The organism is Ruegeria sp. AG1, from assembly GCF_056541705.1.
On sequence record NZ_JBQFYU010000002.1, the window covers coordinates 293,851 to 314,694 of the forward strand.

The 20,844-nt window shown below is 56.9% G+C and carries 18 protein-coding genes; 7 read left to right on the forward strand and 11 right to left on the reverse strand.

Annotated elements, in window-relative coordinates:
- Nucleotides 1-17: 17 nt before the first annotated feature.
- From ACR0B5_RS03900 to iscR, 4 genes are read right to left on the reverse strand one after another with little or no spacing between them, the layout of a single operon-like run.
- Complete coding sequence (locus ACR0B5_RS03900; protein WP_480538521.1) at nt 18-797, reverse strand: FkbM family methyltransferase; 780 nt, start codon at nt 795-797, stop codon at nt 18-20.
- Between the two features lie 26 nt (nt 798-823).
- Complete coding sequence (gene sufB, locus ACR0B5_RS03905; protein ID WP_170764253.1) at nt 824-2,344, reverse strand: Fe-S cluster assembly protein SufB; 1,521 nt, start codon at nt 2,342-2,344, stop codon at nt 824-826.
- A gap of 18 nt (nt 2,345-2,362) precedes the next feature.
- Nucleotides 2,363-3,406 carry a cysteine desulfurase family protein gene (locus tag ACR0B5_RS03910; protein ID WP_480538524.1) on the reverse strand — a complete coding sequence of 348 codons (1,044 nt, stop codon included), beginning with the start codon at nt 3,404-3,406 and terminating at the stop codon, nt 2,363-2,365.
- A gap of 51 nt (nt 3,407-3,457) precedes the next feature.
- Nucleotides 3,458-3,916, reverse strand: a complete 459-nt coding sequence (gene iscR, locus ACR0B5_RS03915; protein WP_170373686.1) for a Fe-S cluster assembly transcriptional regulator IscR — start codon at nt 3,914-3,916, stop codon at nt 3,458-3,460.
- A gap of 175 nt (nt 3,917-4,091) precedes the next feature.
- On the opposite strand from iscR, the gene ACR0B5_RS03920 reads away from it, so the two are divergent.
- From ACR0B5_RS03920 to ACR0B5_RS03945, 6 genes are all read left to right on the forward strand, one after another.
- Complete coding sequence (locus ACR0B5_RS03920; protein WP_480538738.1) at nt 4,092-4,745, forward strand: alpha/beta hydrolase; 654 nt, start codon at nt 4,092-4,094, stop codon at nt 4,743-4,745.
- Nucleotides 4,745-4,990, forward strand: coding sequence for a hypothetical protein (locus ACR0B5_RS03925; protein WP_170373684.1), 246 nt, complete (start codon nt 4,745-4,747; stop codon nt 4,988-4,990). Before ACR0B5_RS03920 ends, ACR0B5_RS03925 begins: the two co-directional genes overlap by 1 nt.
- The gene (locus ACR0B5_RS03930; protein ID WP_480538526.1) at nt 4,987-6,144 is read left to right on the forward strand and encodes an HD domain-containing protein; all 1,158 of its coding nucleotides are present in this window, start codon (nt 4,987-4,989) and stop codon (nt 6,142-6,144) included. The genes ACR0B5_RS03925 and ACR0B5_RS03930 overlap by 4 nt, the downstream gene beginning before the upstream one ends.
- Nucleotides 6,145-6,517: 373 nt before the next feature.
- A complete protein-coding gene (locus ACR0B5_RS03935) occupies nt 6,518-6,853 on the forward strand; it encodes an SMR family transporter (RefSeq protein ID WP_170458169.1) in 336 nt (111 codons plus the stop codon).
- Between the two features lie 76 nt (nt 6,854-6,929).
- On the forward strand, nt 6,930-8,747 hold the full coding sequence (gene typA / locus ACR0B5_RS03940; protein ID WP_170373681.1) for a translational GTPase TypA: 1,818 nt from the start codon (nt 6,930-6,932) through the stop codon (nt 8,745-8,747).
- 289 nt (nt 8,748-9,036) lie between these two features.
- Nucleotides 9,037-9,576, forward strand: coding sequence for a hypothetical protein (locus ACR0B5_RS03945; RefSeq protein WP_480538529.1), 540 nt, complete (start codon nt 9,037-9,039; stop codon nt 9,574-9,576).
- 122 nt (nt 9,577-9,698) lie between these two features.
- Here ACR0B5_RS03945 and ACR0B5_RS03950 read toward each other — a convergent pair whose 3' ends face one another.
- The 4 genes from ACR0B5_RS03950 to recA form a co-directional block, all read right to left on the reverse strand.
- Entirely contained in the window at nt 9,699-10,322 is a 624-nt protein-coding gene (locus ACR0B5_RS03950; protein WP_480538531.1) for a transglutaminase-like cysteine peptidase, read from the reverse strand.
- 340 nt (nt 10,323-10,662) lie between these two features.
- Nucleotides 10,663-10,950: a DUF1330 domain-containing protein gene (locus ACR0B5_RS03955; protein ID WP_170467000.1), complete on the reverse strand. Its 288-nt coding sequence runs from the start codon at nt 10,948-10,950 to the stop codon at nt 10,663-10,665.
- 1 nt (nt 10,951) lies between these two features.
- Nucleotides 10,952-13,624 (reverse strand): alanine--tRNA ligase, encoded by a 2,673-nt coding sequence (gene alaS, locus ACR0B5_RS03960; protein WP_480538533.1) that lies wholly within the window; start codon nt 13,622-13,624, stop codon nt 10,952-10,954.
- A gap of 177 nt (nt 13,625-13,801) precedes the next feature.
- Complete coding sequence (recA, locus tag ACR0B5_RS03965; protein ID WP_419739602.1) at nt 13,802-14,869, reverse strand: recombinase RecA; 1,068 nt, start codon at nt 14,867-14,869, stop codon at nt 13,802-13,804.
- A gap of 192 nt (nt 14,870-15,061) precedes the next feature.
- On the opposite strand from recA, the gene ACR0B5_RS03970 reads away from it, so the two are divergent.
- Entirely contained in the window at nt 15,062-15,655 is a 594-nt protein-coding gene (locus tag ACR0B5_RS03970) for a sulfotransferase family 2 domain-containing protein (protein WP_480538535.1), read from the forward strand.
- A 3-nt stretch (nt 15,656-15,658) separates the two neighbouring features.
- On the opposite strand, the gene ACR0B5_RS03975 is transcribed toward ACR0B5_RS03970, so the two are convergent.
- The 3 genes from ACR0B5_RS03975 to guaB all read right to left on the reverse strand — a co-directional run bounded on the left by ACR0B5_RS03975 (nt 15,659) and on the right by guaB (nt 20,737).
- On the reverse strand, nt 15,659-17,950 hold the full coding sequence (locus ACR0B5_RS03975) for an ATP-binding response regulator (RefSeq protein ID WP_480538537.1): 2,292 nt from the start codon (nt 17,948-17,950) through the stop codon (nt 15,659-15,661).
- Nucleotides 17,951-18,056: 106 nt separating this feature from the next.
- A complete protein-coding gene (locus ACR0B5_RS03980) occupies nt 18,057-19,214 on the reverse strand; it encodes an RsmB/NOP family class I SAM-dependent RNA methyltransferase (RefSeq protein ID WP_480538539.1) in 1,158 nt (385 codons plus the stop codon).
- Between the two features lie 74 nt (nt 19,215-19,288).
- Nucleotides 19,289-20,737: an IMP dehydrogenase gene (guaB, locus tag ACR0B5_RS03985; RefSeq protein ID WP_170374314.1), complete on the reverse strand. Its 1,449-nt coding sequence runs from the start codon at nt 20,735-20,737 to the stop codon at nt 19,289-19,291.
- Nucleotides 20,738-20,844: the final 107 nt, after the last annotated feature.

A 20,844-nucleotide genomic window follows, 5' to 3' on the forward strand; every position in this document is an offset into this window, starting at 1 on the left:
CCAATTTTAATCCGTTGTTAGGCGGATTGAGCGATCTCCGGTGCCTTTGGTACAGGTCTGATCAGGTAGTTTTCATTTCGTCTGTAGCGCCTGTACTGATCTGCGATTTCATACCCATGGGCCGCAATGAGTGTTTTGAAGGCCTCGGCGTTTGAATTGTCCACCTCAACAAACAGAACCGGACGACTCTCAGCCAATTCTGGTAGAAGGCTTTCCAAAACGGCAATTTCCATTCCTTCAACGTCAATCTTGATCAAATCGAACGAGCGACCCTCTATCAAGCTTGCCGCGGGAACAACCTGTATTGAGCCTTGCTGGTCAATCAGTTTAGCTCCGCCAAGGTTTTGCGGTTTCCATTGCAAACTTAGATCTGATCGCGTTTCGTTGGAAACACCGACCCCGACCCAGTTGAAATCAACCTTATTTTCAACCCCGTTCAGGTGCAGATTACTAACCAAAAGTTCCGCAGCCACTGGGTTGGGCTCAACCGGAACAACGAGTGAAGCATGTAAGAACAACGCCAAGTACAGACTGTGGTTTCCGACGTTGGCCCCAATGTCCAGGAACCGTCCGCCCACCGGAAAATGCTCCGATATCATTCTTAGTTCTTCAACCTCGTAGAACGAGCCCGCGAAGTGGTATTTTTGAATCGCATCGAGCGGGTTGGCGACAGCGAAGAATACGTTGCGGTCATGAACACGAGCGCGCACCACCTGTGCTTGGGCGGCCCGAAAAACCCCAGAACGCCGGGATTTCTTGATCCATCTTATTATTTCCGCAGGTGTTTCCAACTTCAATGACCCTCTCGTCCCGCAAGAATTGGTTAGCCAACCGACCCTTCAAGCGAGATTGCCACCAACTGCTGGGCCTCCATCGCAAATTCCATCGGCAGCGCCTGCAGCACGTCTTTGCAGAACCCGTTGACGACCAGCGCCACGGCCTCTTCCTCGTCCATTCCACGTTGGCGGCAGTAGAACAGCTGGTCGTCGTCCACTTTCGAGGTCGTTGCCTCATGCTCGACGCGGCTCGAGTTGTTCTTAACCTCGATATACGGCACTGTATGAGCGCCGCATTTGTCGCCAATCAGCAAGCTGTCACACTGGGTGTAGTTGCGGCTGTCTTTGGCTTTCGGGTGCATCGAGACCAGTCCACGATAGGTGTTCTGTGCCTTGCCCGCGCTGATGCCTTTGGAGACGATGCGCGACTTGGTGTTCTTGCCGAGGTGAACCATCTTGGTGCCGGTATCGGCCTGCTGATAGTTGTTGGCAATCGCGATCGAGTAGAACTCACCCTGGCTTTCCTCGCCGCGCAGGATGCAGGACGGGTACTTCCACGTCACGGCCGAGCCGGTCTCGACCTGCGTCCACATCACCTTAGAGCGATCCCCGCGGCAATCGGCACGCTTGGTCACGAAGTTATAGATACCACCCTTGCCGTTTTCATCACCGGGGAACCAGTTCTGAACGGTCGAATATTTCACTTCGGCATCTTCTTCGACGATGATCTCGACCACGGCCGCATGAAGCTGCGCGGTGTCGCGCTGAGGTGCGGTGCAGCCTTCCAGATAAGACACGTAAGAGCCCTTGTCAGCGATGATCAAAGTGCGCTCAAACTGGCCCGTGTTTTCCGCGTTGATACGGAAATAGGTGCTGAGTTCCATCGGGCAGCGGACGCCCGGCGGGATGTAGACGAACGAACCATCAGAGAACACAGCCGAGTTCAGAGTGGCATAGAAATTGTCTGACACCGGAACCACGGTGCCCAGATATTTCTTCACCAGTTCAGGATGCTCTTTGATCGCTTCCGAGATCGAGCAAAAAATGACGCCTGCCTTCTTCAGTTCAGCTTGAAAAGTTGTACCAACGGAAACCGAGTCAAAAACGGCGTCGACGGCCACTTTACGACCCTCGGCGGGCATATCCTCGGCGCCTTCGACACCTGCCAGAATCATCTGTTCTTTCAGAGGGATACCGAGCTTTTCGTAAGTCGCCAGAAGCTTGGGATCGACATCGTCCAGAGATTTGGGTTTCTCTTCCATAGATTTCGGACGGGCATAGTAATACTGGTCCTGAAAGTCGATTTCAGGGTAATTGACCATGGCCCATTTCGGCTCTTCCATCTTGGTCCAGCGCTCGAAGGCCGACAGACGCCACTCGGTCATCCATTCGGGCTCTTCGTTCTTTTCCGAGATCAGTCGAACGATATCCGGGTTCACGCCTTTGGGCGCGTACTCCATCTCGATCTCAGTTTCCCAGCCGTATTTATAAGTGCTGACCTCGCGTACCGCGTCCACGGTTTCCTGATCGACACCCTCTTTTACCTGGGTCTGGTCCAAAGCGGCCATTGTTTACCCTCCGTCAGATCACGCGGCCCGCGCGCGATGCTTTTTCTCTTTCTCAAGCCACGTTTCGGCGAAACGCAGCACATCTTCCTTGGTAGTCCGAGGTCCCAGCGACACGCGGATTGCGCTGGCTGCCGTCCCCTCATCAAATCCCATCGCAGTCAGAACAGCGCTGGCGCGAACCTTTCCGCTTGAACAGGCCGAGCCCGCACTAACCGCAAAACCAGACAGGTCCATCTGCATGACCTGCGTTTCACCCTTCCAGCCGGGCGACGCGAAACATGACGTGTTTGGCAGGCGAGTCTGGTCTATCCCGACAAAAATAGGTGATCTTTCACCAGCCTCAAGGGCGTTTTCTAGAATATTTCTAAATTCTTCGACCTGCTCCCAAACGCCATTGGCGAGATCTCTGGCAGCTGCTTCAGCAGCGGCCCCGAACCCCGCGATTCCAATGACATTTTCGGTGCCCGAGCGCCGCCCCATCTCTTGCCCGCCACCCTTGATCTGAGCAGGCAGATCCGTGCCGCGTTTCATCACGACGGCTCCGATCCCTTTCGGGCCACCCAGTTTATGCGCAGACACAAGCGCCATCTGAACGTCCATCCAATTGAACGCAATCGGCAGCTTGCCAAACGCTTGGGTCGCATCGGTCACCGCCAGCCCCTTGGGCAGCGTTTGCACGATACCCGTTTCCGAGTTCGCAACTTGCAGCGTCGCATTCGCTGGATCGCTCACAGTGGCCATCCCGTCCGAAGAAACCAAGATATCCTCGGCAATCCATGCTCTTACCGCGTCATGTTCAATTGATGCACCGTGCAGATTTCGACCCGCCAAAGCCAAAGCGGCGCCTTCGGTCGAGCCTGAGGTAAATACGATATCCGCACCATCAGCCCCAAAAGCCGATGCCACCTGCGCTCGTGCGCGTTCGACCAAAGCCTTCGCCGCGCGCCCCTCTGCATGGACCGACGATGGGTTGCCGCAGACATCCATTGCCGCGATCATCGCGTCCCGCGCTTCGGGTCGCAAAGGCGTGGTGGCGTTATGATCGAGATAAACACGATTCATGGAGTCATCTTTTCCCTGATATTTCTGAAACTTGTACTCAGAGGCTACGGATCACTCATCTACAACGGCAAACAGGTTCGGAACCGCGGGACAGGGCGCGAGGTCGTTCTTGATCACGTCAGACAGGCGGGTCTGATGCAGGAACACATAGACATGTGCGCTGAGGCTTTCCCAAAGACGGTTCGTCAGGGATTGCGCCCGGCTGCCCGAGGACGCGCCTGAGGCCCCGGCCCCCTTGGCCATTGCATCCACCGTCTCATCTACGGCAGACAGAATCTCGACTACGCGGATCTCCGACGGCTGCCGTGCAAGGCGATACCCACCACCCGGACCTCGGGTCGAAGTCACAAGCTCGGCCCGGCGCAGTTTGACGAACAACTGTTCAAGATACGGCAGCGAGATATCCTGCCGTTCCGAAATTTCACCCAGTGTCACGATCTTGTCCGAGGGCTGCAGCGCAATGTCCGCCAGCGCCACCATGGCATACCGGCCCTTTGTCGACAGCTTCATTGTCATTTCCCTTCGGCAAGTTGGACGCGAAATCATTGACGCCGCCGCCGCCAGTGCGTATCTCCGACTGACAGCGCGTTGCGCAGGATATCACATTTAGAACCGTTCTAAGGTGCCCAACGAATACAGTCAAGTATTTCCCGGCGCCCAAGATAAAGACAGGACCAAAGCACACATGCCCGAGGTGATTTTTCCCGGACCCGAAGGCCGCCTGGAAGGCCGCTACCACCCGCAAAAGGAAAAAGACGCACCGATCGCCATCGTGCTTCACCCGCATCCTCAGTTCGGCGGGACCATGAACAACAAGGTGGTCTATAATCTGCACTACGCGTTCTACAACATGGGCTTCACCGTGTTGCGCTTCAACTTCCGCGGCGTGGGCCGCAGCCAGGGCGAATATGACCAGGGTGTCGGCGAGTTGAGCGATGCCGCCTCGGCTCTCGACTATCTGCAGTCGATGAACAACAACTCCAAGCATTGCTGGGTTGCCGGCTTCTCGTTCGGTGCGTGGATCGGAATGCAGTTGCTGATGCGACGCCCGGAAATCACCGGTTTCATCAGTGTGTCGCCCCCAGCGAATATGTACGACTTTTCGTTCCTCGCCCCCTGCCCGTCTTCGGGTCTGATCATCAATGGCTCGTCCGACCGCGTGGCGCCTCCGGCGGATACAACCGCGCTTGTCAACAAGTTGCATGAGCAGAAGGGGATCACGATCACTCATAATGAGGTCGAAGGCGCGGATCACTTCTTCCAGGATCAGCACATGGAGACGCTCATCACCGATGTCAGCGACTATGTGAAACGCCGCCTGACCGAGAACACGCGCTGATGACAGACACCATCAATACCCTCGCTGCGAAACTGGCCGAGGATACATTGAAGGTCATGGATGAAACCGGCGACGATCGGTTTTACATGGAGGTCGGCAACCTGCTTGCAGCCTCCTCCCAATCTCTGGAAGAGGCCTTTCTGACCGAGATCCGCGTGCGCCTGTCTGAACGCCAGGCCCGCCAATTCGTGATCAAACGCCTGACAGATCACCGCTCAAAGCTGAAAGCGATTGAAAAACAATGAATGATCGACTGTCCGCGCAAATCGCGTTTCTGAAACAAGCGGACAAGTTGAAGACGGTGGATCGGGCAAACACCCTGCTGGATCAATCCAGGCCCGAGAATTCAGCAGAACACAGCTGGCATCTGGCGCTTTGGGCGCTGGTCATGGGGCCTCTGGCCGGGTCGGACGTATCAATTGATCGGGTCATCCGCATGTTGTTGCTGCATGATCTGGTCGAGATCATCGTGGGCGACCACCCAATCCATCTCGAGACCGACTGGCAGAGCGTCGCCATGGCCGAACACGCTGCGGCTTTGGATTTGTTCGGTTTATTGCCGCCAGACCAGACCCAGAGTTTTTTGGACCTATGGACGGAATTCGAAGCCGACCAGACGCCCGACGCCGAGTTCGCCAAGATGCTCGACCGGTGTCAGCCCCTGTTTCAGGTGCTGTACGCATCGCCTAAACGGCCCGATCATATGGAGATCGCCCGTGAGAACCTCGCGACGGGACGTGCAGCCTATCTGTCTGAGGCACTGCCTGCGGCTTATGAGCACGCTGCTGCGCTTTTGGTAGATGCGCCGACCGAGAACAATAGCTTCACTCAACGGCTGGCGTTTCTGGTTGAGGCGGATCAGTTGAAATCCGTCATGCGTGCGTCGCGCCTTATGGTGGCTGATCGGTTCGAAAACTCGGCTGAGCACTCGTGGCACATCATGCTGTACGCATGGGTTCTGGCCGAACATTCCTACGCTGAGGTCCAGTTGGACCGCGTCCTGCACATGCTGCTGCTTCACGATATTGTCGAGATCGACGCGGGAGATCACCCGATCCACGGTCAGGTCGATCACGCCGCACAAGCCGAAAAGGAAGAGGCCGCAGCGCTACGCCTGTTCGGATTATTGCCCCAGGATCAAACGCAGGCGTTTTCGGATCTCTGGCATGAGTTTGAGAGCGCCAACTCGGCAGATGCGCGGTTCGCCAAGGCTGTTGATCGGTTTCAGACCCCAATTGCAAATCTTGAAACGGGCGGCGGCTCGTGGGTGGATTATGCCGTGACCTACCCTCAGATCGAAGCGCGGGTCCGGCCCGCCATCGAGCGCGGCGCGCCCGGTCTTTGGGATTGGTTGCAACCGTATTTGGCAGATTACTTCACGGTTTCAGCGAGGGGCTAGGCAAAAGAAAAAGGGCCAATAAGGCCCTTTTCCCTGCTTGGATCTTGATTGACGCCAAAACTACAAAACAAAGAAACCAACTAACATTTCGGCTGCATCAGAACTGACGGACCCCCCGTCTGTAAGCCACCCTAGCGCCGCAATAAGAGTCGAAGCAAAAACGACGTATTTAATAAACACAGTCATTGAAAAACTCGAAAACAAATCAACAAATACTGTTCTGTTATTTGCATAAATTGTGATCAGATCGTAGTCAGGTATACCCGACCTTTATCTTGTGGTGTCACGCACCCAAGCAACCGAATGTGCTTGCCGGGGCGGCCTGTTTCATGTTGAGAATTCGCGCGTGATTTGCATGCAAAAGGTTGAGATCATGCCCAAAGCCTACCTGATCCTGCTGATGGCCGTCTTTGCCGAAACCGTAGGCACAACGGCCTTGCAGGCCAGTCAGCAATTCTCGCGCTTCTGGCCTTCGGTTCTGGTCGTAGTTGCTTACGGGCTGGCGTTTTACCTGTTGGGATTGACGTTGAAATACATGCCAGTGGGCATCGTCTATGCGATCTGGTCCGGGCTTGGGATTTTCTTCATCGCAATCATCGGCTTTGTGGTCTTCGGGCAAAAGCTCGACCTGTGGGCGGTTCTGGGGCTGACGTTGATATTGGCCGGAATCTTGATCATTCATCTGTTTTCAAAGACCGCAGGCCACTGAACGCCGGTTAGGGCTGGTATATTGGGTCAAGCCGCGCTATGCGCCGGGCAACTTCCCGTTCAAAGGCTGACCTCTCATGGACCTGCGCAATATCGCAATCATCGCTCACGTGGACCACGGCAAAACGACCCTGGTGGATGAGCTGCTCAAACAATCCGGCGCGTTCCGGGAAAATCAGGCCGTGGCGGAGCGCGCCATGGACAGCAACGATCTGGAACGCGAGCGCGGCATTACCATTCTGGCCAAGGCGACCTCGGTCGAATGGAAAGGCACGCGCATCAATATCGTCGACACCCCCGGCCACGCCGATTTCGGCGGCGAGGTTGAGCGCATCCTAAGCATGGTGGACGGTGTCGTCCTGCTGGTTGACGCAGCTGAAGGTCCGATGCCTCAGACCAAATTCGTGACTTCCAAGGCGCTGGCACTGGGCCTACGCCCCATTGTGGTCCTGAACAAGGTCGACAAACCCGATGCCGAACCCGACCGTGCGCTGGATGAGTGCTTCGATCTCTTCGCAAACCTCGGCGCAGATGACGATCAGCTAGACTTCCCTGCCATGTATGCATCGGGCCGTTCGGGCTGGGCGGATATGGAGCTGGACGGGCCGCGCAAGGACCTGACCGCGCTGTTCGATCTGGTCGTCGATCACGTACCTGCGCCGAAACAGGCCGAAAAGAAAGACGAGCCGTTCCGCATGCTGGCAACGACCTTGGGCAGCGACCCGTTCATCGGCCGTATTCTTACGGGCCGTGTGGAAAGCGGTACTCTGAAAGCGGGCGACAGCCTCAAGGCGCTCAGCCGCGATGGCTCGTTGATCGAGAATTTCCGGGCATCGAAAATCCTTGCCTTCCGTGGTTTGGCGCAACAACCGATCGATGTGGCCGAGGCTGGTGACATCGTGACCATCGCAGGTATGAGCAAAGCCACCGTCGCGGACTCGCTAGTCGCACCGCAGGTTGAAGAGGCCCTGCCCGCTCAGCCCATCGACCCGCCAACCATCACCGTGACTTTCGGCATCAACGACTCGCCTTTGGCTGGTCGTGACGGCAAGAAGGTGCAATCTCGCGTTATCCGTGACCGTCTGATGAAAGAGGCGGAATCCAACGTTGCGATCCGTATCACCGACACCCCGGGCGGCGAGGCGTTCGAAGTGGCCGGTCGTGGCGAATTGCAGATGGGCGTTCTGATCGAGAACATGCGCCGCGAAGGGTTCGAACTCAGCATCTCGCGCCCGCAGGTTCTGTTCCGTGAGGAAGATGGTCAACGGCTGGAGCCTGTCGAAGAAGTCACGATCGACGTGGATGACGAATATTCCGGTGCGGTCATCGAAAAGATCACCGGTGCGCGTAAGGGCGAACTGGTCGAGATGCGCCCTGCCGGTGCCGGAAAAACCCGGATCATAGCGCATGTGCCGTCCCGTGGCCTGATCGGCTATCACGGAGAGTTCCTGACGGACACCCGCGGCACTGGTGTTCTGAACCGCGTGTTCCATGGCTGGGCTGCGCATAAAGGGCAGATCCCGGGCCGTCGTGCTGGCGTTTTGATCTCGATGGAGAATGGCCAGGCCGTCGCTTACGCCCTGTGGAACCTCGAAGAGCGTGGCCGCATGTTCGTTGGCCCTCAGACCGATGTCTATCAGGGCATGGTGATTGGTGAGCATTCCCGCGACAACGATCTGGAAGTGAACCCGCTGAAAGGCAAGAAACTGACCAACGTGCGGGCCAGCGGCTCGGACGACGCGGTGCGCCTGACGCCCCACATCCAGTTCTCATTGGAAGAAGCCATCGCCTATATTGATGACGACGAACTGGTCGAGGTGACGCCTAACGCAATCCGTCTTCGCAAGCGATTCCTTGACCCGCATGAGCGGAAACGGATGGCGAAAGCCGGATAAATCGCCGTTCTCGATTGGGAAACAATGCCATTTTTGTGACATTATTTCCTCAATCTTGAAAAATGGCATTCAAGGAACGGTCAGCCCTCGGCTGGCCTTTCTTATTGGTTTTAAGTGATTTTTGCGATTTTTTCAGTCTTTTGACAATCTCGCCAAGTGGGCGGCGACTTGTAAGTTCGACCTTAAAAAGGTGTAATCTTGTTCAAAGTGTGACGTCGTTCATACAAGCCCATTTGGTTTTGGTGCATAAGTTCGACGCAGAGATTAACGAGTACCGAGGAGTTCCATCATGGGCATCCATTCCAGCAAACTAAAAGTAATCGCCGCAGCTGTTGCCGTTCAAATGGTAGGCGTTACAGCCGCACAAGCCGCATGTACCGTCTCAACGGCACGTCAGGCTGCAAGCTCGCCCGAGATTCTCTGCGAATGTGACGCCGTCACATCGGGTATGATCCGCTACATTCAGCGTCGCGCAGATTTCGGCAACTTCCTGGCCCGTACCGGCGCGGAATGCCCACAACTGGCCGCGTTGCTTTCGGACTTGCCGACCGCATCCACAGGGTTCGCTGATCAAAGATCCGGGGATGGCAAACCTGATGGAAATCCCGGTACTACAGGTGGTCCGTCTGGGAATCCTCCGGGTGACGATGGCGGTCCCGATGACAAAGGCGGCGACGACGGCAAAGGCGGCGACGACGGCAAAGGCGGCGACGACGGCAAAGGCGGCGACGACGGCAAAGGCGGCGACGACGGCAAAGGCGGCGACGACGGCAAAGGTGGCGACGACGGCAAAGGTGGCGACGACGGCAAAGGCGGCGACGTCACATAACAAAGTTCTGAGGTTTCTGATCCTGCGTAGAACACAATTCCAACTGCAGGTTTGATGTACACTGCGAGAATCAAAAAGGGCGCCCAAGCAGGCGCCCTTACCTATTCAGATTGTAAATTTGGTCAACTATTCCCGTAAACCCCAACCCAACGGCGCGGCTGCTTTGGGTCTTGCATCCTCAGAAAAAGATACCGGGTCGCTTTCCAGGGTTTGATGCTGTTGGTCAAGTTGTCCAGAACCAGATCACCCTGAGCTGATCGATAGACCAACACAGCATGCGCGTTCCGACGCGTATCCAAAACAGTCGCAATCAAAAGCTTGCTCGGATCAATTCCTGCTTTGATCAAGTTGCGCTTTTTCAATAAGGCAAAGTCTTCACAATCACCGCCCCGTGTCGTCGGCAAAGCCCAAAACTCACGCTGGCGGTATTGCGATTGGTCTGTAATTGCACGGGTGGACGCGTTGACTTGCAAGTTCACTTTCTTGACGATCTGCATTTCCTGCTTGCTCGTCAACGAGGCCACTTTTTGGCCTGAACAGGCCCAGCTGTACTGACGGCATAGTTGTTGTGCTCCAGACGGTGGCGGAGAGGTTGAAATCGCAGTTATGAACGCGCCCTCTGACGCCTGCGCCGCAGAGGTGGCGAAAAACGACGTCAGGACCAAAGCGCAAATCCCAAAGGAGCGCCCTGAAAATCTGGCGACCGACCGAAGACCCGCCGAAAAACCTACTGCCGAATATTTCATACCCGTTCCTCAATCCAAGTTGCCCGCGTGAGTCCGGCCAATCAGGGTGTCGAAGTTTTCCGACTTTAACCGCAACTGGCTTTGGTGACGCAATCAATGTTGAGGATCAGGGGTAAAAAAGGCGGAAATTCGTCACAATCCGCGGCAATTTCGGGCAAGAATTGAGGACAATCCGCCACATTTATGACTGGGTTAGAATGTTGAATCGTTGCAATGTATTGTTTTTTAATAAACTTTCAATGCAATCGCGACCCCCAAGAAGGAAATGGAAGCCGCGCAGCGATTCATGTGATGATTTTCGCCGAGTCCGTCAAACTGACTCTGCCGAAACAGCTGATTCTCAGTCGGTGATTTCAACAACGACCAATTCGCGCTCGCTTGCCCCGCGGGCGTGATCGAGCGCTTCTTGGTATGCTGCGGAGTTGTAGCACTCGACCGCAGCCTCGACTGAGGGGAAACGTGCGACCACATTTCGCGGACGCTCCTTCCCTTCGAGCTGAACGTAACGCGCCGCACGCGCAATGAACTCTCCACCGTGCTGAGCGATCGCGGGTCCTGCCAGCTCTGCGTATCTTCCATAAGCTTCGGCGTCAGTTACCGTGACATGTGCAATCCAAAGAGCAGCCATCTTATCCCTCTAATACCTGTTCGGCGGCTTTGATCGCCGCATCTGCGTTGGTCGCGTCCTTGCCGCCACCTTGGGCCATATCCGGGCGACCACCGCCGCCCTTGCCGCCCAGCTCAACCACTGCGGCTTTGACCAGATCAACGGCCGAAACCGTATCGGTCAGATCCGCGGTGACCCCAGCCGCGACAGCCGCTTTGCCGCCTGTGTCCGCGATCAGCAGAACCGCGCCAGATCCCAGTCGGCTTTTGTGTTCGTCGATCAATGCAGGAAGATCTTTGCCGGACACACCGCTGAGTGTCTGGGCCAGAAACTTGACGCCGTTGACTTCGGTCGCTTCCGCGCCGCCGCCCTGCCCGGCCCCGCCTGCCATAGCGAGATCGCGGCGCAGCTGAGCAACTTCGTTCTGCAAGGCTTTCCGCTCAACCAGCAGCGATTTCACGCGGGCCACCACATCATCCGGCTGCGCTTTCAGCTCCAACGCGACCTGTGCCAAACGGTGATCCTGAGCGGACAGATAGCGGAAGGCTTCATCGCCCGTCAGCGCCTCAATCCGCCGGACACCCGCGCTGCTTGCGCTGTCTCCCAGCACAACGAACGTGCCGATATCGCCGGTCTGACGGACATGCGTGCCACCGCAAAGCTCAATCGACCAGGTCTCGCCATCCTGGCCCTTGCCGGTCGGCGCCTTACCCATCGAAACAACGCGAACTTCGTCGCCGTATTTCTCACCAAACAAAGCCTGAGCACCCAGTTCACGTGCGTCGTCCGGCGTCATGATCCGGGTTTCTACGCTCGAGTTCTGGCGGATGAAATCGTTCACCTCACGCTCGACCTTTTGGATTTCCTCCAGCGTCAGAGCCTTGGAATGGCTGAAATCGAACCGCAAACGATCCGAGGCATTCAAAGAACCCCGCTGCGCAACGTGGTCGCCCAGAGTCTCACGAAGGGCTTCGTGTAAAAGGTGCGTGGCCGAGTGGTTGGCGCGAATGGCCGAACGTCGCGCATGATCCACCTCCAGCTCGACCGCGTCGCCCTTGGACAGCGTGCCATGGTCCACAGTCAACTTGTGTGCATAGACCTTGCCATCAGCGAATTTCTTGGTGTCTTCAACGCGGGAAATATCCTCACGCGCATCGAGGCGGCGCAGCTCTCCACTGTCGCCGACCTGACCACCAGCCTCGCCATAGAACGGGGTCTGGTTCACGACGACCCAGCCACTGCCACCCTGTTCGATCTTGTCGACCAGAGCGCTATCGACGATCAGCGCCGCGACTTGAGCCTCGGCTTTTTCGGTGTCATAGCCCAGGAAATCGGTCGCGCCAGCGCTGTCGACAACGTCAAACCAAACCGCCTGATCCGCAGCCTCGCCCGAACCGGCCCATGCCGCGCGTGCTTTGGCTTTCTGCTCGGCCATGGCCGCATCGAACCCGTCGGTATCGACGGTCCGACCTTTTTCCCGCAGGGCGTCCTGTGTCAGATCGAGTGGGAACCCATACGTGTCATAGAGCTTGAACGCCGCATCACCGGACAGGGCCGCGCCTTCGGGCAAGCCCGCGACCTCGTCATCGAGCAATTTCAGGCCGCGATCCAGCGTTTGCTTGAACCGCGTTTCTTCCAGCAGCAGGGTCTCTTCGATCAACGCCTGCGCCTGCCCCAGTTCCGAGTACTGCGCTCCCATCAGTTGTACGAGCGAGGGCACCAGCCGGTGCATCACCGGATCCTTTGCGCCCAAAAGGTGTGCGTGACGCATGGCGCGACGCATGATCCGGCGCAGTACATAGCCGCGACCGTCATTGCTGGGCATCACGCCATCAGCGATCAGGAACGAGGTTGAACGCAAGTGGTCCGCGATCACACGATGGTGGACGTTCTGATCTCCGTAAGGATCTACGCCAGTTGCCTCCGCGGAGGCCTCGATCAGCGTCTTGAACAAGTCGGTGTCGTAGTTGTCATGGCTACCTTGCAGAAGCGCACCGATCCGTTCCAGCCCCATGCCGGTGTCGATCGACTGCATGTCGAGTTCCACCATCGAGCCGTCCTCGAACTGCTCGTTCTGCATGAAAACGATGTTCCAAATTTCAATGAAACGGTCGCCATCTTCCTCGGCCGATCCCGGAGGGCCGCCCCAGATGTGATCGCCATGGTCATAGAAAATCTCGGTGCACGGCCCGCAGGGTCCGGTAGGTCCCATTTGCCAGAAATTGTCGCTGGTCGCGATACGGATGATGCGATCTTCTGGTACGCCGACTTTCTTCCAGATTTCAAAGGCTTCGTCGTCAGTGTGATAGACGGTGGTCAACAGACGGTTTTTGTCGATGCCGAATTCCTTGGTGATAAGCTCCCACGCGAAGGGAATCGCATCGTGCTTGAAGTAGTCACCGAAGGAGAAGTTCCCCAGCATCTCAAAGAAAGTGTGGTGGCGCGCGGTATAACCCACATTGTCGAGGTCATTGTGCTTGCCGCCTGCCCGCACACATTTTTGCGCAGTGGTCGCGCGCTGGTAGTCGCGCGTTTCAACACCGGTGAACAGGTTCTTGAACTGCACCATGCCCGAGTTCACGAACATCAAAGTCGGATCGTTGCGCGGCACCAGAGGGCTGGACGCCACCACTTCGTGCCCCTGCTTGGCAAAGTAGTTCAGAAAGGTCGATCGGATGTCGTTCAACGTTGGCATGGGGCTCTCTCAGCGCGCAATCAGAATGGTCTGCGCAGGTTTATCGCCGCGCCCGCAAAGTGTCCACAGCATTGACCTTCCAAACGAAACAAGGCGGCCCCGATGGACCGCCCTGTACCGGGTATTCTCAGCACCAATGGGGTGCCGGGGGATTAAGGCTGTTCCCGTCAGCGTTCTCTAGGCCTCAAGGATATCGTCATCCTCGGCCGCTCCGGGCGGCATGTCGAAGTCCAGACCATGGGCCGCGCGGATCTTGTCCTCGATTTCCAAAGCGACCCGAGAGTGATCGCGAAGATACTGCTTGGCGTTTTCGCGACCCTGCCCGATCCGTTCGTCCCCGTAGCTGAACCACGAACCCGACTTCTCGACTACACCGGCTTTGACGCCAAGATCCAGCAGCTCACCCATTTTCGAGATGCCTTCGCCATACATGATGTCAAATTCCACCTGTTTGAACGGAGGGGCCACCTTGTTCTTAACGACTTTGACACGGGTCTGGTTACCGACCACTTCATCTCGATCTTTGATTGCGCCGATACGGCGGATGTCCAGACGAACCGAGCTGTAGAACTTCAGCGCGTTGCCACCGGTCGTGGTTTCCGGGCTGCCAAACATCACGCCGATCTTCATCCGAATCTGGTTGATGAAGATTACCATGCAGTTCGAACGGCTGATCGAGCCGGTCAGTTTGCGCATCGCCTGACTCATCAGACGGGCCTGAACGCCGACGTTGCTGTCGCCCATGTCGCCTTCCAATTCGGATTTCGGCGTCAGCGCCGCCACCGAGTCGACCACGACCATGTTCACCGCGCCAGACCGGACCAGTGTGTCGGTGATTTCCAGCGCCTGTTCACCAGTGTCAGGCTGCGAGATCAGCAGTTCATCCAGATCAACGCCCAGCTTGCGGGCATATTGCGGGTCCAGCGCATGTTCTGCGTCGACAAATGCACAGACACCGCCGCGCTTTTGCTGTTCGGCAATACAATGCAGAGTCAGCGTTGTTTTACCTGAGCTTTCAGGCCCGTAAATCTCAACAATCCGGCCCATTGGCAGACCGCCGATTCCCAGCGCGATATCCAGACCCAGAGACCCGGTAGAGCTCGCCTCGATATCCTGCTTGGCATCCTCGCCCAGCTTCATGATCGAGCCTTTACCAAACTGCCGTTCGATCTGGGCCAGCGCGCTATCGAGCGCCTTTTGCTTGTCCGCGTTTTTCTTGTCGCTCATCGTCAGAAGATCCGCCATTGTCCTGTCGCCTTCCCTTTTGTCACACCCTTTGCCGGGCGGCAATCGCTGCTTTGTTCGCCTCTTGTTCCTTATGGGACCAAAAAGAGAACATTTCAACTAAAACTTACAGAACTTACTCTTGGCCAATTGTGTTAAAGATCCGTTTACGCCAATCTGTTATCCGAACTATCATCGACGTGGGAACGCTAAATGCTTGTTTTTTATAAGGAACGTCTTGCGTTTTTATCTGTTCCTAAAACCGGCAGCACCGCATATCACTCCGCGTTGCGCGCCCGAGCCGATCTTGTGATCACCCACCCGCCCGAGCTAAAACACGCACCGGTGCGCCGATATGACCGCTTTATCCAGAACATGTTCCGCAAAATGTACGACACGGAGATGGAGATCATGGCCGTAGTCCGTGAACCCATCGACTGGCTGGGTAGTTGGTACAGGTTTCGTCGGCGTGAAGATCGCTTCGGGCATCCTCATTCGACACGAGATATCAGCTTTGACGCGTTCGTGCAGGCCTATATGCAGACCCCTCAGCCCGAATTTGCTAATGTCGGCAGTCAGAGTCAGTTCTTCCGCCCCCGAAACAACGGCGTTGGGGCCTGCCATGTTTTCAAATACGACCATCAGCACAGAATCGTCGATTTCTTGCAAAACAGGTTGAACTACGAATTTACTTTGCAGCGCGAGAACGTCTCGCCGCCAGCAGAGACAACTCTATCTTCTGAAACCGAAGCAGCATTCCGAAAGCACTCAAAGGCGGATTTCGCAGTCTATGAAGCGGCGCAATAGGCGTCAGTTCATCTGCTGAAAAACGGCCTCAGTCAGTTGCGTCAAAGAGAATGGTTTGGGCAGAAAGGTCGAGTTCGGAACCTGGGGGCCCGAGTCGCCAAACGCGCCCTCGGTATAGCCCGAGACAAACACGACTCGGACATCCGGCCGCGTCTCCATGGCTTTGGCAACCCAGGTCGGGCCGTCCATTCCGGGCATGACCACATCCGTTACGAACACGTCTACGTTCAGGTTGGTATCTTCCAGCAAGGTCAGGGCGTCCTCGGCGGATTCGGCCTCAAGCACTGTGTAGCCTTTCATGCGCAACGCGCGGGTTGCAAAGGCGCGTACCGGCGCTTCGTCTTCGACCAGTAGCACCACGCCCTCGCCCTGGCGCGCCGTTTTGGAGTCCGGCACATCTTCGGGCTGCACCTCGGCGGGTTTCGTTTCGACGCAAACTGGGAGGAGCAGTGAGAACTCGGTGCCGCGTCCGACAGCGCTGTCGACGAAAATGAAGCCACCCGTCTGTTTGACGATCCCGTAAACGGTCGAAAGGCCTAGCCCCGTACCCTCGCCCGTGCGCTTGGTCGTGTAGAACGGCTCGAACACTTTTTGCAATTTGTCGGCAGGAATACCGACGCCTCTGTCGATCACCTTGACGGTCATGTAGTCGCCGGGCGGAACGGTGGCCCGGTCGCGGCGTAAGGTCTCGGTAAGGCTCAGCACCTCGGTTTCGATGCGAATCTCACCGCCCTCCGGCATTGCATCGCGCGCATTAACGACGAGGTTCATCAACACCTGCTCCAACTGCCGCTTATCCGCGCGCACAGGCTTGAGGACAGGATCATGGCTGAGGGTCAGTTGAACTTTCTCACCAACCAACCGATTCAACAGATGGATGAGGTCCGAGATAGTGTCGCGCACATCCAAAACCTCGGGCCGCAAGGTCTGTTTGCGCGAAAAGGCCAGAAGCTGGCTGACCAGAGCCGCCGCGCGATTGGCATTCTGATTGATTTGAACGAGGTCACCATAGTTGGGATCGTTTTGATCATGGCGCAGCAGTAGCAGGTCGCAATGACCGGATATCGCAGTCAAAAGGTTGTTGAAATCATGCGCAACCCCCCCAGCCAACTGGCCGACAGCCTGCATTTTTTGGCCCTGCACAAACTGCGCCTCGAGTGTTTTCAACTCGGTCGCGTCGTTCAGTACGGCGATAAGACGTGTTTTACCGTCGATCTGAACACGGTCCAGAGTGACCTGCACAAACAGTTCTTTGCCATCGCGGGTCAGTCGCTGGAATTCGGATCGGGCGGAATCCTCGCCCGATGCCGTTTGTGCCAGCCACTCCAGAATTGGATGGTTCAGCCCCTGCAGGATTTGGTCGATATTGGTCTCGTTTAGGCAGAGATCACCCAAGAGAGCCAACGCCATATGGTTTGCCTGCAGTATGGTCCCCTCGGGCGTCATGCAAATTATCGGCACGGGCAGTTCGGCAAGTGAGGATCCATGCTCCGGACTAACAGGTTGAGAAACCGGCATCAAAACGAGGTGCCGTTCAGCCCCCGACGCCGATACGCCAGTGACCGCGACGCGCGTTTCCCCCTCATAAGCAGGGACCGAGCAGATTTGACCATCATGTGGCAATCCGTTCGGAAAGATATTGTCAATCGAACCCGGTGCCGCGCCGAAAAAGGCCCTCGCGGCGGTATTAAAGTGTAAAAGGCGCCCACCCCGGCCGATGGTCAGTATGGGAAGGGCGATTTTGTCCCACTGCCCTTGGTGACCAAGTGTGAACCGCCAGCAGAACAGATGGTCTCCCAATCGAACAACCGAAACCGGGACATTCTCGCCAACTGTGATGATGTCCTCATCCGCTGAACCATTTGCTTGGGCCAGTGTCTGCAACCTCAGTAGAAGGCTCGACGGGTTGGCGAAGACCGAGCGCAGAACCTCGGGCAGCGTTGCCTCAGGGCCGGCTTTTAACTGTTGGCGCGCAATTGGATTGGCGACCAGAACAGTACCCTCTTCATCGGTAATAACGCTTGCGCAATCGTCGTGATCTACAAAAGCAGCCAGCACATCAAGGGTTTGATGAGCAGCTTTGTCGGCAAAGAGTCCCCTGACCAGAATCCAGAGTGTCGCAAACAGGACCGAAACTCCTACCACGATCATGCCCTGCGTCCAGTCCGCAGGCACCCCTCCTGAATATGGCGCGACGTATAGAAGAACGGCCAGTCCAACCAACGCCAAAACACGCGCAGCAGACGGCGTTCTACGCGAGCGGGAACCGGAGAACGGATATGTAGAATCGGACATGGACGACCCGGGTAGTTTTTTTGAGAGCAATAACGATCCAAAATGGTTAATGCACGCTTAACAGAGTTAAGGTGGTAGAAAAACTACCTATGGTTGTTGTAATTGACTACTTTGTCAGATGCGCCGTGAAAAACCCGTCAACGCCATCCGTGACACGCCAATTACGTTGCAGCGTCGCCGTCCACTCGGGGTTTTCCGACACAAAGCTATCGACAACCAGTGCGTTTTCGTCCTGAAGCATCGAACAGGTTGCGTAAGCGAGAAGACCTTCGGGGTGAACCAGTGGCACGACCTCACCCAATATGGCGCGTTGCAGCTTGCTCAATTCGATCAAACGCTCTTCGGTCAGAGCCCATTTTCCGGCCGGAGCGCGCCTCCACGAGCCGCTGCCCGAGCAAGGTGCATCGACCAGCACGATGTCAAAGGTCGCGAAACGGGCCAGTTCCGAGGTCGCAACGCAGGTTACTCTCACGCCCGCGCGGTCCGCGCGGTTCGGCAGGTCCTGCATTCGTTTCGGGTTGATGTCATGTGCAAACACCTCGACCCCATGATGGGCCGCGAGGGCCAGTGATTTCCCACCACCACCCGCGCAATAGTCAAGAACGCGCAAACCGGGTTCTAGGGGCAAAGCCGCGACAACCGCCTGACTGGCCGCATCCTGCAACTCGACCAGACCGTCAAGGTAAGCTCGGCTTTGTGCCACCTTGCGTGCTCCTTTAACAACGGTCAGAGCCGTTTCACAGGCGGGATGGAGTTCAGTTTGAACCCCGTCTGCCTCCAAAGAACGAGTCGCGCCTTCCACGTCTGCCTTGCGCAAATTGACCCGAAGATGCACTGGAGCGCGGTTTTGCAGCGCCGCTGCGGCCTCTGTGGCGGCATCCCCCAAAGACGCCGAAAACCGGGCCCAAAGCCAGTCTGGAACATCAAACTTCTCGGCCAGCGAAACGAAATCGCGACCCTGCTCAGAGGCTTCAATTGGCGCAGGTGCGTGGCGTTCGCCGGTGAACAGGTTTTCCGGCGCTTGCCCTGCAGCACGCAGCGCTCCGATCATCAGGCCCCGACCCGTCTCAGCACCTCCAAGAGCAGCAAAGGACCGTTTGCAGCGCAAGGCCGTAAAAACGTGATCCCGAACTGCCGCTCGATCCTTGGAACCTGCGAACCGGCTGCGCCGCGCCCACCAAGTCAGGGCTTTTTCAACAGGCGCGCCGTCGAGAATTTGGTCAAGGATCTCGATTGAGGCCTGAACACGGGCTGCCGGGGTCATCTTTCCCTCCGTCGGTTTTCCAAGAACGCAAAACGGCGCCCGCGTCGGGGCGCCGCCTGCAACAGATCACCAGATCACATAACCCGGTAGTTCGGGCTTTCACGGGTGATCTGCACGTCGTGCACGTGGCTTTCTTTCAGACCCGCACCGGTGATTTTGACGAAATTGCAGTTCTTGCGCATCTCTTCGACTGTGGCGCAGCCGGTATAGCCCATGGCTGCGCGCAGACCGCCGACCAGCTGGTGAACAACCGCTCCGGCAGAGCCTTTATAGGGCACCTGCCCTTCGATTCCTTCCGGCACCAGCTTGTCGTTGGCGGCATCCTTCTGGAAATAGCGATCCGCCGAGCCACGTGCCATTGCACCCAAGCTGCCCATGCCACGATAGGATTTGAACGAACGGCCCTGATACAGGATCACCTCACCCGGGCTTTCATCGGTACCCGCGATCATCGAACCGACCATGGCACAGGACGCACCGGCCGCGATGGCCTTGGCGAAATCGCCCGAAAACTTGATACCACCATCCGCGATCACCGGCACATCTCCGGCGGCTGATGCGCAGTCCATGATGGCCGTCAGCTGAGGTACCCCGACACCGGCCACCATCCGAGTGGTACAGATCGAGCCCGGTCCGATGCCAACCTTGATCGCATCCGCACCTGCATCAATCAGCGCCTTGGTGGCGTCTGCGGTGGCGACGTTGCCCGCAATGATCTGGACTTCGTTCGAAAGCGTTTTGGCGCGCTTGACCGCCTCAAGAACACCTTCGGAATGGCCGTGAGCGGTATCGACGACGATGATATCGACACCCGAGTCGACCAGCAGTTCCGAGCGCTCAAACCCTGCATCCCCGACCGAGGTCGCGGCGGCGACGCGCAGACGGCCCAGGTGGTCCTTGCAGGCCGTTGGGTTCAGAACGGCTTGTTCAGTGTCTTTAAGTGTAAGCAGACCGGTCAGCTTGCCCTCACCATCAACAACCAGCAGTTTTTCGATCCGGCGGGCGCGCATAAGGGATTTGGCCTCCTCCAGATCGGCGGGCTCTTGCAGCATCGCCAGATTGTCCGAGGTCATCATGGCCTTGATGGGCGTGTCATCCGACGTGGCAAAGCGCATGTCCCGGTTGGTCACGATGCCGACAACACGGCCCTGCTCGTCCACAACGGGAAAACCGGTGAAGTTGTAGCGCTGAACCAACGCCTGCGCGTCTGCAAGCGTCTGATCGGCGCGCAGCGTCACTGGGTTGTAGACGATGCCCGATTCGAACCGCTTCACCCGGCGTACCTCGCGGGCCTGTTCCTCGACCGAGAGGTTCTTGTGGATCACACCGATCCCACCGGCCTGCGCCATGGCAATGGCCATACGCGCCTCGGTCACAGTATCCATGGCTGAGCTGAGCAGCGGGATGTTCATGGAAATCTGACGTGTCACACGCGTCGTTGTATCCGCCGTTGCCGGCAGCACTGAAGATGCGCCCGGAACAAGAAGTACGTCGTCAAAGGTAAGTGCCTCACGAATCTGCATCATCAAACCCCATGCAAAAGCCCGTTTGGCGGTGACCCTATTGCATGGATTGACCCGAAGGAAAAGCCCTAGAACCCAAGTTGTTTACCCTTGCAGGGGAATAGCAC